This window comes from Rhodococcus sp. YL-1 (assembly GCF_001942025.1).
GTDB lineage: Bacteria > Actinomycetota > Actinomycetes > Mycobacteriales > Mycobacteriaceae > Rhodococcus_F > Rhodococcus_F qingshengii.
In genome coordinates this window covers 4305729-4318279 of the sequence record NZ_CP017299.1, presented here as the reverse complement: position 1 = coordinate 4318279, position 12551 = coordinate 4305729, and the positions used below count along the sequence as shown (strand labels likewise).

Genomic DNA, 12551 nt, shown 5'->3' with positions numbered 1-12551 from the left:
CCTGTTTACAGGTACTCAGGCGACGTGTTGGAGCGTGCGACCGTGCACGGACAGCCACCGCCGAATTGCGTAGTCCAATCGGTCCGGATCCACTCCGAGTTGCTCTGCAGTAGCTGCAAGGATCTCCGAGGTGTCTCCCGGCAACTCGGTGGTGCCGAGTGTCGCGCTGATGAAGGTGTCGGCAGCGGTCCCCAGATCGGTGTGCGGAATTCCGGCCAACATCAACAGGTGGGCCCAGGTCACTTCGGAACCGTCTCCGCACGCGTCCACCCAGGCATGGTGAACGGCTTCGAGAGCGTTGTCGGAATCGGCGGCCGACAGCAGGTCCTCGACGCTGTTGATCCGCAAGTGATGGAGTTTCTCGGCGACCTGTTGGATGTGCCGTGCCTCGATCGGGACACCCGTCGCCGTGTAGCGGCGCTTGTACGAGCCGATCTTGCCTGCCCACTGGTCCGAACTGCCGGCTTCCTCGAAGGTGCGGAGTAGTTCACGTGCGCCATCCGTGACGGGTTTGTCCTCGCGGGCTTTCCGGTACGCCAGGTAGCGATCGACGACGGTCACTTCGCTGTGACCCGACGTGGACTGAACGGATTCGATGATGCACAGGGCGAGGCTCTGTCGATAAGCGTCTGACGCAACCCAGGCGGAAGGGTCGCCCAGGCGGTCACGGCACGCAGCTGCGACGGCGTCGACGGTATCGGTCGAGATGGTCACGGTTCCTCCAGAAAGCCGAATTCTTTTTGTTCCATTTGGGCTATCGGCACCGAGGAGCGAAATGTTGCACACATCACAAATTCTCAGAGATCTCTTGGACTGTGCTCAGGCTGGAGAGGTGTGCACTCAGGCGAGGAAGGACAGCACTTCGTCGTCGCTGAGTTGATGAAAGTCCTCGAATGCAGCACCGACGCCGCCTAACAGGGCAGGAACGAAGGGGCAGACGACCCGATCGGCGGAGCACGCGATCACTCTCATGGCTTCGGGGGACGCTACTGGGACAGCGACGATCACGGAGGCAGCACCCGCGGTGCGCGCGCATCGGCAGGCAACCGCGGCACTCGCGCCCGTAGCCATTCCGTCGTCGACGATCACCGCAGTGCGTCCGTGGAGGGAAACCGGGGTCCGCCCCTCGCGCAGGAGATGCGCCCGCCGTTCCAATTCGGTTCGCTCGTCGCGTTCGACGGCGACGAGTTCGCTTTTCGAGACGCGAACCGCTGCGATGACGTCGTGGTTGAGGACCCGCACGCCGCCCTCACCGATGGCGCCCATCGCCAGTTCCGGGTTGTACGGACTGCCGAGCTTGCGCACCACCACGATGTCGAGCGGAGCGTTCAGTGCCGCAGCCACCTCGGCTGCGACCGGAACTCCGCCGCGCGGGAGTCCGAGAACGACGGGCTTGTCGATACGCAAGGTCTCGAGCCGCCCGGCCAGAAATTTGCCGGCGGAAGATCGATCCCGATACTGGGTCACTGCGTTGTCCTCGAGAAGCTCGAACCCCGACCAGTTCGACGCTACTCGCTGCAGGTCACCGCGACGAGACTGTGAACCTCCGCAGCGCGAGAGCAGGATTCTTCTCGCGTACCTCGGCGATGCGAGCAGCCGAAACGAGTGCGGTGGTGACCCCGACCTGCTCGCCAAGGGAACACATCACGACGCCCATCGGGTCGACGATCATGCTGGCACCCGCGCCGCCGCGCGCGCTCTGATCTGCCGCTGCGATGTACATCGTGTTCTCGATGGCCCGGGCGCGCACGAGAGTGGTCCAGTGGTCTTCCTTGAGCGGCCCCGGCACCCACTGGGCGGGCAGGAGCAAGATGTCTGCGCCGACGTCGACGATGCGCCGGGTGACTTCCGGGAAGCGCAGGTCGTAGCAGGTCTGGAGGCCGAAGGTCAGGCCGTCGCACCCGAAAGTCTGCGGTTCGGTGATCTCGCCCGCGCGGATCACGGCCGACTCCTGGTAACCGAAAGCGTCGTAGAGATGCAGTTTCCGGTAGGTCGCCACCAGTTCGCCGTTCGGGTCCATCGCGACGAGGGTGTTGGAGATTCTGCTCACGTCGTCGATCCGCTCGTTCATTCCTGCCACGAGGAAGATTCCGAACTCCGCGGCGACCGACGCCAGCGCCGAACCGAATTCGCCGTCCAGGTCCTCCGCGGACTCGATCAAACGCTCATCCGTCTTCGGTGCGGTGAACATCGAGTATTCCGGCGCCACGACAACTTTCGCGCCGCGTGCTGCTGCATCGGAAGCCAGTGATCGCAGTGATTCGAGGTTGGCTTTCTTGTCCGTCCCCGGGGCGAATTGGGCAATCGCGACAACGGTCTGGGAGGGGGTGGCTGCGGTGGCTTCGGTCATGCTTCCTACGCTAGGCGAAACCCGCTGGGAGGGTGGATCTGTCGTAAATGCACCCCCGGTATGTCGTCGTGTCTATACTCTATCCGCTAAACTGCTGGTCAAATGAGTGATATTGAGCGTGACCCCGAACCCCCAACATTTGCCGACCTCGACATCGATGATCGGGTACTGAAGGCACTGTCAGACGTGGGCTACGAGTCGCCCTCGCCCATTCAGGCTGCCACCATTCCGCCGCTGCTCGAAGGCAAGGACGTCGTCGGTCTCGCACAGACCGGTACCGGCAAGACCGCAGCCTTCGCAGTTCCAGTCCTGTCGCGGATCGACACGTCGATCAAGCAGACCCAGGCGCTGGTGCTTGCTCCCACGCGTGAGCTGGCGCTTCAGGTTGCCGAGGCCTTCGGCAAGTACTCCGCGCACATCCCCGGACTCAACGTCCTGCCGATCTACGGTGGCCAGAGCTACGGCGTCCAGCTGTCCGGACTGCGCCGCGGTGCGCACGTCGTCGTCGGTACGCCTGGTCGTGTCATCGACCATCTCGAAAAGGGCACCCTGGATCTGACCAATCTCAAGTACCTCGTTCTGGACGAGGCCGACGAGATGCTCAAGATGGGCTTCCAGGAGGACGTCGAGCGCATCCTCCGCGACACCCCCGGCGACAAGCAGGTCGCTCTGTTCTCGGCAACGATGCCCGGCTCGATTCGCCGGATCTCGAAGCAGTACCTGAACAATCCGGTCGAGATCACCGTCAAGTCCAAGACGTCGACCGCCTCGAACATCACGCAGCGCTACATTCAGGTTGCTCATCAGCGCAAGCTCGATGCACTGACCCGAGTCCTCGAGGTCGAGGCATTCGAGGCGATGATCATCTTCGTCCGTACCAAGCAGGCCACCGAAGACCTGGCGGAGAAGCTGCGGGCCCGCGGGCACTCGGCTGCCGCGATCAACGGCGACATCGTCCAGGCACAGCGTGAGCGGACCATCGGTCAGCTCAAGAACGGCGCCCTCGACATCCTCGTCGCGACCGACGTTGCCGCTCGAGGCCTCGACGTGGATCGAATCTCCCACGTCGTCAACTACGACATCCCGCATGACACGGAGTCGTACGTCCACCGCATCGGTCGTACCGGCCGCGCCGGTCGTCAGGGTGACGCGTTGCTGTTCGTCGCCCCGCGTGAGCGTCATCTGCTCAAGTCCATCGAGAAGGCGACCCGTCAGCCGCTTGCGGAGATGCAGCTTCCCAGTGTCGACGACGTCAACGCCCAGCGCGTGGCCAAGTTCGGTGACTCCATCACCGAGAGCCTGGCCTCGGAGAATCTCGCGATGTTCCGCAAGATGATCGAGGACTACGACCAGGAACACGACGTTCCGCTCATCGACATCGCTGCCGCTCTGGCGTTGCAGTCGCGCGACGGCGAAGCATTCTTGCTTTCTCCCGAGCCGCCGGCACCGCCGCGTCGTGAGCGCGAGCCTCGTGAACCACGTCCTCCCCGTCGTTTCGACGATGGCCCGGCCCCGCGCTCGCGTGGGCCCGAGGGCCAGGAGCTGGCCGCGTACCGCATTGCAGTCGGCAAGCGTCACCGCGTCGTTCCGGGTGCCATCGTCGGTGCCATCGCCAACGAGGGTGGGCTTCGTCGAAGCGACTTCGGGCACATCAGCATTCGCCCGGATCACAGCATCGTCGAGCTGCCGGCCGACCTCTCCAACGAGACTCTCGAAGCTTTGCGTCGCACACGCATCTCCGGCGTCCTGATCCAGCTGCAGCCTGATTTCGGGCCGCCGCAGGGACGTCCGAGTGGCCGTGGCGACCGTGGTGGCCGGGACGATCGCGGTGGACGTGACGACCGCCGCGGTGGCGGACGCGATCGCTACAACGACTGACCTACAGCTTCAACGACTGACATAAAGACTGAAACAGGCGCTGCCCTCCGCGAGGAGGACAGCGCCTGTTTTCTGTGTGGGGGGCAAGGCGCTGCGCGGTATCAGATCGGCGTCGGTGCGAGGGCGCCGTTCTTCCGGGCGTTGGTGTCGAACTGCGTGCGGTACAACTCGGCGTAGCGGCCACTGCGCGCGAGCAGTTCCTCATGGTTGCCGCGCTCGACGATCTGGCCTGCCTCGACGACAAGGATCAGGTCCGCGGAACGGATCGTCGACAATCGGTGAGCGATCACCACCGCCGTCCGCCCGGCGAGTGCTTCGCCGAGTGCTTCCTGAACCGCAGCTTCCGACGTCGAGTCGAGATGCGCGGTGGCCTCGTCCAAGATGACGACGCGAGGCTGGGCCAGGAGCAGGCGTGCGATGGTCAGGCGTTGACGCTCGCCGCCCGAGAGGCGGTAACCGCGTTCACCCACCACCGTCTCCAATCCGTCGGGCAGCGACGCAACCAGGTCGGTGAGCCGTGCGCGCTCCAGAACCTCACGCAGATCTTCTTCGGTGGCATCCGGTCGCGCAAGGAGCAGGTTGGATCGAAGGCTCTCGTGGAACAGGTGCCCGTCCTGCGTGACCATGCCGACGGTCTCCCGGATGGAATCGGCACTGAGGTCGCGGACGTCGACGCCGCCCAACTCGACCGAACCGGAGTCGATGTCGTAGAGGCGCGGAATCATCTGCGCCACGGTCGACTTTCCGGCACCGGACGTGCCGACCAAGGCGACCATCTGTCCTGCTTCGGTGCGGAACGACAGGTCGTGCAACACGTCCTCGCCGCCGCGGGTGTCGAGGATCGCGACTTCCTCCAGGGACGCGAGAGACACCTTGTCCGCGGATGGGTATGCAAAAGTGACGTTCTTGAACTCGACGGACACCGGTCCCTGCGGCACCGTGCGTGCATCGGGCTTCTCGGTGATGAGCGGCGCCAGATCGAGAATCTCGAATACCCGCTCGAAGCTGACCAGGGCGCTCATGACGTCCACCCGGGCGCTGGCCAGTGCGGTCAACGGCGAGTACAGCCGCGTCAACAACAATGCCATCGCCACGACGGCGCCTGCGTCCAACTGTCCGCGCAGCGCGTAGAAACCGCCGAGTCCGTAGACGAGGGCAAGAGCAAGGGCCGAGACCAGTGTCAGCGCTGTGACGAAGACGGACTGCAGCATTGCGGTCCGGACTCCGATGTTGCGCACACGCCTGGCGCGAACCGCGAACTCCGCAGATTCTTGCGACGGGCGGCCGAACAGCTTGACCAGAGTCGCGCCGGGAGCGGAGAACCGCTCCGTCATCTGGGTGCTCATGAGCGAATTATGGTTGGCTGCTTCACGATTGAGTGCTGCAAGTTTTGCGCCCATGCGCCGTGCGGGGATGACGAAGATCGGGAGAAGTAGCAGCGCGAGGACGGTGATCTGCCAGGAGATCCCGAGCATGACGATCAGCGTGATCACCAGGGTGACCAGATTGCTGACCACTCCGGACAAGGTGTCGCTGAAGGCGCGCTGAGCGCCGATGACGTCGTTGTTGAGACGGCTGACCAGTGCTCCGGTTCGAGTTCTGGTGAAGAACGCGATGGGCATCTTCTGGACGTGATCGAAGACGGTGGTGCGCAGATGCAGGATCAGGTCTTCGCCGATGCTGGCCGAGAGCCACCGGGTCAACAGTCCCAGAGCGGCTTCGAGAAGTGCAACCAGTGCGATCAGGGCGGCAAGTTTGACGACCACGTCGACGGCGTCGCCGCCGACTATCGCGTTGACCACGCGCCCGGCCAGGACAGGTGTTGCCACGGCAAGCGCAGCAGTGACGACACTCAGTACGAGGTACCAGCTGAGGTTGCGTTTCTGTGGAACTGCGAACGTCGCGATCCGCTTCAGTGTCGCCTTCGAGAACGGGCGCCGATCTTCTTGCGCGTGCATCGCGTTGTACATCGCGTTCCACGCGGTGACTTCCATACTCATGACTTCGCCCCTCCGGTCGCCGGCCACGAAGATTACGTGGCCGGTACGACACGAAGGTAGAACCTCAACCAAACTTCAGGTCAAGTGCGGCCTCAGCGGGCCACGTCGACCACCACGCGAGGAGGGTCGCTGAGCGTCGTGACCGTGAACGGCTGCTTCTCGGTCACGCCGATGAACGACTGCGTGACTCCCTCGAAGACGTTGGACCCGTTGACCTCGGTCACGACTCCGCCGACGCCGGGGACCGGGTTGGGGCCGGAGTACTGCTCGACTCCGCTGTCGAAGGGATATGCGGAACCGTCGATCAGGACCTGGATCACTGCGGCACCCTTGATGTCCACGGGCTTACCGCTGCCTTCCTGCGTCGCCGCGTCGACGTACTTGACGCGCCAACCGGGTGTGCCGGTTCCACCCATTTCGTAGACGACACGATCGAATCCGTCGTGCTCGCCCACTCGGATGTCGACGACGGTGAGCTTGGATTCGGTGCCCGCAGCCGACGTCTTGTCGGAGCTGTCCGTCGGGACTGGTTCTGTGGTCGACGCTGCTGCACTCGAGGTCGAGGTCGAGGTGACGGCCGAGGTGGCTGCCGTGGGAGTGGTCTCCGCGTCCTGCGAACAGGCAGTCAGGCTCACGCCCACTGCGATGGCAGCGACAGCGGCAAATGATCTCGTCCGGTTCGTTGTCATGACTCGATCGTAGGGCTCGCGTTATCGGGATCCGCGGCGGCGGTGCCCGGAGTTACCTAACCGATATCGCCGTCGACGTAGAGCCACTTACCCTCTGTTCGCGCAAATCGACTGCGTTCGTGGAGCATTCCCCGCTCGCGTCCGAATGTGTAGTGAGCGCGAAATTCCACGACGCCGTCGGAATCGAACAGCCCGCCCCGTTCGGTGTCCAGGATCTTCAACCGGAGCCATTTCTGGTCGGGGTCGAGATCGAGTTGGGCTGGGCGATGGTCGGGATGCCAAGTCCGCGTGAGATATTCGTCGTCCATCACAGCGAAAGCCGTGTAACGCGAACGCATCAGGGTTTCGGCGGTCGGTGCGTGCGCTACTCCGCTGATGTACTTGCCGCAGCATTCGGCCAACGCGTTGCCGCTGCCGCACGGGCACGGATCGGTCGGATTGGGTGTGGTGGGGCGGCGCGAAGTCACCGCCCCATTACAGCACGCGAACTCAGACCAGTTTGTGTTCGCGGTTCTCCCAGTACGGTTTGCGGAGGTCGCGTTTGAGGATCTTTCCGGTGGGATTGCGGGGAAGAATCTCGACGACGTCGATACTGGTCGGGCACTTGAACTTTGCGAGGCGTTCCTGTGTATAGGTGATCAGTTCGGCTTCGTCGATCTGCGCTTCGGCAGTGAGAACCACGACAGCCTTGACGGTTTCACCCCAACGGTCGTCGGGAACGCCGATGACCGCGACCTCGGCGATTGCCGGATGCTCCACCAGTACTCGTTCGATCTCGGGGGAGTAGACGTTCTCGCCGCCGGTGATGATCATGTCCTTGAGGCGGTCCTCGATGAAGACGAAGCCGTCGGAGTCGGCGCGGCCCATGTCGCCGCTACGTAGCCACCCGTCTGCGGTAATCGTTTCGGCCGTCGCCTCAGGCTTGCCCAGGTATCCGGGTGTGCACTGTTCGGATCGCCACCACAGTTCACCGGTCGTTCCGGTGGGCACGTCCTCGAGCGTGACGGGGTCCACCACGCGCATCTCGACGCCGGGGATCGCCGTACCTGCCGATGCCATGCGCTCGACCTGCGACTCGTCGCGGTGAACGTCCGGCATCAACGCGGTAATGACGCCTGCCATTTCGGTCATGCCGTAGACCTGCACGAATTCGGTGTCCGGCCACGCTGCGAGTGCCGCGCGCAACAGTGGGAGCGGCATGGGGGCGGCGCCGTAGGTGATGCGTTTGAATGCTTTGAAGGCGGCGACCGCCTGCTCGCCTGCGGCCAGGACTCCGGCAATGACCGGTGGGACGAGAAAGGCGATGTTGGCTCCGGCGGCGAGACCGGCGAAGATCGACGGTCCGTCGGCTTCTCTCGTGAAGTAACAGCGGCCACCGGTGTGAATTGCCATGATGGCGTAGCACGTTCCGCCGACGTGGAACATCGGCATCGCGATCAAGAATCGGTGATCCTCGTGGGCCGGCAGGATTTCGAGGACATTGTTGCTGTGCGCGAACAGGTTTCGATGCGTGAGCTGGACACCCTTGGGGCGACCGGTCGTCCCGGAACTGTAGAGAACCAGAGCGGTGGCATCGGGGCTCACCTCGGGGCGGGCGTGCAGCGGTGTGACCTCGTCGATCCACGGCTCGAATTCGTCGTGTTCACCGCCGACGGCGAAGATCGATTCGACGGCCGTCAAGCGGTCTCGCATCGCGACGACCTGGGGGAGAAGTTCGCTGCCGACGAACAGAATGCGAGCGCCACAGTCCGCGAGAACGTAATCCAGCTCTTCGCTCGAAAGTCGCCAGTTGGGAACGACATTCGCGGCGCCGAGTAGTGAGGCGGCGTAGGTGACTTCGAGACAGGACAGATGATTCTTGTCGACGAACGCGACAGTGTCGCCGGCACCGATGCCTGATTCGGCGAGGGCGGCGGCGATACGCAAGATGCGGTCCCGCCACTGAGCCCACGTGAATTCGGTCCCTTGGAAGGTCATCGCTGCTTGATCAGGCTTGACCGTCGCCCAGTGCTCTAGCCGATCGAAAATGATTCCAGCGGTGGCGTCGGACATTCGGCCGCCTCTCTCGTGTGATTGGTGTCACAAGGTTAATGTGCGCCCGGTCTTCGTATCGCTGTTTCCAGTCAATGCGCACAAGCAGGAGGGGTCGCATTCCCCCGACCCTGACCGGCTCGACCGCAGATATCAGGGTGGTCCCCGATGGCGGGCGCGCCCGCCACCCGACAGGATGGAACCAACCATTGCGGGCGTCCGTGTTTTCACGGGCGCCCGTCACGCCCGCAAAGTAGCACCGAAGTGAACAGGAAAGGCGATCATGAGTTCGCACGCCCAGGATGTCGCGGCCCGCGCAGTCGGCCTGTCCAAGACCTACGGCACCGGAGATACCCAGGTGCACGCCCTCAGCTCGGTGTCCGCAGATTTCGCCCGCGGTGAGTTCACGGCGATCATGGGGCCGTCCGGTTCCGGTAAGTCGACGCTGATGCATTGCCTCGCCGGTCTGGATTCCGCCAGTTCGGGTTCTGTTCTCATCGGTGACACGGAACTCACGACGCTTTCCGACAAACAGATGACACAATTGCGACGCGATCGCATCGGTTTCGTTTTCCAGGCGTTCAACCTGGTGCCGACCCTGACGGCGCTCGAGAACATCACGTTGCCGCTCGACATCGCGGGACGCAAAGCGGACCCGACCTGGCTGAACAGCGTCCTGACCAAGCTGGGTCTCGGGGATCGCCTCGATCACCGGCCGGGAGAGCTCTCGGGTGGTCAGCAGCAGCGTGTGGCGTGTGCGCGTGCGCTGGCGGGTCAGCCGGAGATCATCTTCGGCGACGAGCCGACCGGAAACCTCGATTCGAAGTCCTCCGGGGAGGTGCTCTCGATCCTGCGGGCGGCCGTCGACGAGTTCAACCAGACCGTGGTGATCGTGACGCACGATCCGCGGGCAGCGGCGTATGCCGACCGGGTGGTGTTCCTCGCGGACGGCAAGATCGTCGACGAATTGCGCGAGCCTACGGCGGATTCGGTCCTCGACCGGATGAAGCGTCTGGACGCTCCGCAGGCGGTCGTGAACGTGGAAGCCGGGGCTTGAGCACATGGCTTCGGTAAGTAACTCGCCGATGCGCAAGGTTTCCCTGCGCAACTTGGCGGCACACAAGGTGCGACTTGCGCTGACGGTTCTCTCCGTGGTGCTTGGCACGGCTTTTGTCGCGGGGTCGTTCGTTTTCACCGACACCCTCCAGAAGACTTTCGATTCGATCTTCGAGAACACCGCCCAGGGCGTCGACGTCCGGGTATCGATGGAAGAGCGCAACACCAGTGGCGTTCCGGTCGAGGATGTCGACAAACTTGCCGCAGTCGACGGTGTCCGAGCGGTGGCGCCGGCTGTCAGCGGACAGATCGTCCTGATCAACGCAGACGGCGGCGCTGTTCAGACCGGCGGCGCGCCGAGTATCGGGCAGTCCTACCTACCGCCGGGCCAGGCGATTGCCGAACCCGACACCTTCGTCGAGGGCGCGCCTCCGACGCAGACCGGTCAGGTCGCGCTGAACACCAGCGCCGCCGAGCGAGCCGGACTGAAGGTGGGGGACTCCGCCAAGGTTCTGGCACCGGCCCGCGGAATCGTGGACGTGACGTTGTCCGGTATCTACGAGGGGGCGGGCAGTGACACCGGCGGGTTCATCGGCGCGCTCTTCACCGACGAGCAGGCCCGTGGACTCTTCACCGACGGCCAACACGTCGAGTACATCGACGTCGCGGGCGACGGGGTGTCGCAGACGGAACTGCAGCAACGCGTCGAGCAGGTTTTCCCCGATCTCAAGGTGCAGACCGGCGACCAGGTTCGTGAGGAGACCAAGGCCGAGGTCGACTCGGCGCTGAGCTTCATCAACTACTTCCTGTTGGCGTTCGGCGCGATTGCTCTGCTCGTCGGAACGTTCATCATCTACAACACCTTCTCGATGATCGTGGCGCAGCGTCTTCGTGAGCTGGCGCTGCTGCGTGCGATCGGTGCGAGCCGAGCGCAGGTCGGCCGTTCGGTGGTCACCGAGGCGCTCGTGGTCGGACTCATCGGCAGCATCATCGGTCTGCTCGGCGGTATCGGTCTCGCCTACGGATTGCGCAGTCTCCTCAACACATTCGACGTCGGTCTGCCGGAAGGCCCGCTCCAGGTGGGTGCCCGCACGATCATCGTCGCGTTGGTGGTCGGCGTCGTCGTCACGACGCTCAGCGCTTACGCCCCGGCTCGTCGTGCGTCGAAGATCCCGCCGGTAGCGGCCATGCGTGAGGAGTTCGCCTCTACCGGTGACTCACTGCGAGTGCGGACGTTGATCGGTGCGATTCTCGGCGTGATCGGTGTGGCACTGCTCGTGTTCGGCTCTCGCGGTACCGGTGGTGGCGCGGCGCTGATCGTCGGGCTCGGTGCGTTCTCGTTGATCATCGCGGTGCTTCTCGGGGCTCCCGCGCTGTCGCGGCCGATCGTCGGCGCGCTCGGTGCCGTGTTCGCCAAGCCGTTCGGTGCCATCGGGCGATTGGCTCGTACCAATGCGGTGCGCAATCCCCGTCGCACGGCCGCAACGGCATTCGCGTTGACTCTCGGTCTGATGCTGGTGACGGTCATCGGAGTGTTCGGTTCTTCGGCCAAGGCGAGCATCAATGCTCTTGTCGACGTGGGTGTTTCGGCCGACTACATCCTGACCGGTCCCAACGCGATCGGCGTGCCGCGAGGTGCGGCCGACGCCGTCCGACAAGTGCCCGACGTGCAGAGCGCGACGTCGTTGCACGGAGTGCGTGCGAAGGTCGACGGTGAGGACGAGCAGGGCGCTTCGTTCGACGGCCCGATCGAAGGCGTGCTCGAGTACAAGATCCTCGAGGGCACGGTCGATCTGACCGGCAACAACATGCTCGTCTCGAAGTCGACTGCGGATGACAAGGGCTGGACTGTCGGCTCGACCCAGACGTTGACCGGTCCTGGCAGCGTCGAGTACCAGACCGTTGTCGCGGGAGTGTTCGAGGACAACCAGCTGATCGGCTCGTGGATCGTCTCGGACGAGGCGTACAGGAAGCTGATGCCGGCCGAGAGTCTGCCGGACTTCGTGGTTCTGGTGAAGGCGAAGCCTGGCGCGGATCTGACAACGCTGCGATCCGAGCTCGAAACGGCCACGGAGAAGTACGTCGTCGTCCAGGTGCAGGATCGTGAGGAGTTCAAGGGAACTCAGGGCCAGCAGATCAACACGTTGTTGGCGATCCTCTACGGACTGCTTGCACTCGCGGTCGTGATCGCAATCCTGGGCATCATCAACACCCTGGCACTCTCGGTGGTCGAGCGGCGACGAGAAATCGGAATGCTGCGAGCTGTCGGCATGCAGCGCGGACAGATGCGACGCACGATCTACCTCGAGTCGGTGCTCATCGCGGTGTACGGCGCGGCGGTCGGAGTTGTTCTCGGCATCGCGTTCGGTTGGGCCTTCGTGAGCACTCTCGCGGATCAGGGCCTCGACAAGATCACGATCCCGTGGGGTCAGGTGGTCGGAATGCTGATCGGCTCGGGTGTGGTGGGTGTCTTGGCGGCGCTGTGGCCGGCCAACCGAGCGGCCAAGACAAAGCCGCTGGAGGCGATTGCAGACATGTAGGGCCTTC

Annotated in this window: 10 protein-coding genes; 3 read left to right on the top strand and 7 right to left on the bottom strand. The window is 63.9% G+C overall.

Features of this window, described 5'->3' with window-relative positions; all coding sequences use genetic code 11:
• Nucleotides 1-15: 15 nt before the first annotated feature.
• The 3 genes from BH682_RS19850 to BH682_RS19840 all read right to left on the bottom strand — a co-directional run bounded on the left by BH682_RS19850 (nt 16) and on the right by BH682_RS19840 (nt 2350).
• Complete coding sequence (locus tag BH682_RS19850) at nt 16-714, bottom strand: hypothetical protein (protein WP_003945151.1); 699 nt, start codon at nt 712-714, stop codon at nt 16-18.
• A 126-nt stretch (nt 715-840) separates the two neighbouring features.
• A complete protein-coding gene (locus tag BH682_RS19845; RefSeq protein ID WP_054825881.1) occupies nt 841-1467 on the bottom strand; it encodes a phosphoribosyltransferase in 627 nt (208 codons plus the stop codon).
• A 55-nt stretch (nt 1468-1522) separates the two neighbouring features.
• Nucleotides 1523-2350, bottom strand: coding sequence for a carbon-nitrogen hydrolase family protein (locus BH682_RS19840; RefSeq protein ID WP_054831898.1), 828 nt, complete (start codon nt 2348-2350; stop codon nt 1523-1525).
• Between the two features lie 102 nt (nt 2351-2452).
• Between BH682_RS19840 and BH682_RS19835 the strand changes: the two genes are divergently transcribed.
• Nucleotides 2453-4228 (top strand): DEAD/DEAH box helicase, encoded by a 1776-nt coding sequence (locus BH682_RS19835; protein ID WP_003945121.1) that lies wholly within the window; start codon nt 2453-2455, stop codon nt 4226-4228.
• A gap of 101 nt (nt 4229-4329) precedes the next feature.
• Here BH682_RS19835 and BH682_RS19830 read toward each other — a convergent pair whose 3' ends face one another.
• The 4 genes from BH682_RS19830 to BH682_RS19815 form a co-directional block, all read right to left on the bottom strand.
• A complete protein-coding gene (locus BH682_RS19830) occupies nt 4330-6228 on the bottom strand; it encodes an ABC transporter ATP-binding protein (protein WP_054831899.1) in 1899 nt (632 codons plus the stop codon).
• A 92-nt stretch (nt 6229-6320) separates the two neighbouring features.
• Entirely contained in the window at nt 6321-6917 is a 597-nt protein-coding gene (locus BH682_RS19825; protein ID WP_007736169.1) for an AMIN-like domain-containing (lipo)protein, read from the bottom strand.
• A 56-nt stretch (nt 6918-6973) separates the two neighbouring features.
• A complete protein-coding gene (locus BH682_RS19820; protein ID WP_075833865.1) occupies nt 6974-7384 on the bottom strand; it encodes a YchJ family protein in 411 nt (136 codons plus the stop codon).
• A 22-nt stretch (nt 7385-7406) separates the two neighbouring features.
• Nucleotides 7407-8969 carry a long-chain-fatty-acid--CoA ligase gene (locus BH682_RS19815; RefSeq protein WP_075833863.1) on the bottom strand — a complete coding sequence of 521 codons (1563 nt, stop codon included), beginning with the start codon at nt 8967-8969 and terminating at the stop codon, nt 7407-7409.
• Between the two features lie 262 nt (nt 8970-9231).
• Here BH682_RS19815 and BH682_RS19810 point away from each other — a divergent pair, with 262 nt between their 5' ends.
• The gene (locus BH682_RS19810) at nt 9232-10005 is read left to right on the top strand and encodes an ABC transporter ATP-binding protein (RefSeq protein WP_003945134.1); all 774 of its coding nucleotides are present in this window, start codon (nt 9232-9234) and stop codon (nt 10003-10005) included.
• A 4-nt stretch (nt 10006-10009) separates the two neighbouring features.
• Nucleotides 10010-12544 (top strand): ABC transporter permease, encoded by a 2535-nt coding sequence (locus BH682_RS19805; RefSeq protein ID WP_075833861.1) that lies wholly within the window; start codon nt 10010-10012, stop codon nt 12542-12544.
• Nucleotides 12545-12551 lie beyond the last annotated feature (7 nt).

Excerpts from the sequence above, each read along its gene's own strand:
- BH682_RS19840 (WP_054831898.1), bottom strand. The coding sequence starts at position 2,350 with ATGACCGAAGCCACCGCAGCCACCCCCTCCCAGACCGTTGTCGCGATT.
- BH682_RS19835 (WP_003945121.1), top strand. The coding sequence starts at position 2,453 with ATGAGTGATATTGAGCGTGACCCCGAACCCCCAACATTTGCCGACCTC.
- BH682_RS19830 (WP_054831899.1), bottom strand. The coding sequence starts at position 6,228 with ATGAGTATGGAAGTCACCGCGTGGAACGCGATGTACAACGCGATGCAC.
- BH682_RS19825 (WP_007736169.1), bottom strand. The coding sequence starts at position 6,917 with ATGACAACGAACCGGACGAGATCATTTGCCGCTGTCGCTGCCATCGCA.
- BH682_RS19815 (WP_075833863.1), bottom strand. The coding sequence starts at position 8,969 with ATGTCCGACGCCACCGCTGGAATCATTTTCGATCGGCTAGAGCACTGG.
- BH682_RS19810 (WP_003945134.1), top strand. The coding sequence starts at position 9,232 with ATGAGTTCGCACGCCCAGGATGTCGCGGCCCGCGCAGTCGGCCTGTCC.
- BH682_RS19805 (WP_075833861.1), top strand. The coding sequence starts at position 10,010 with ATGGCTTCGGTAAGTAACTCGCCGATGCGCAAGGTTTCCCTGCGCAAC.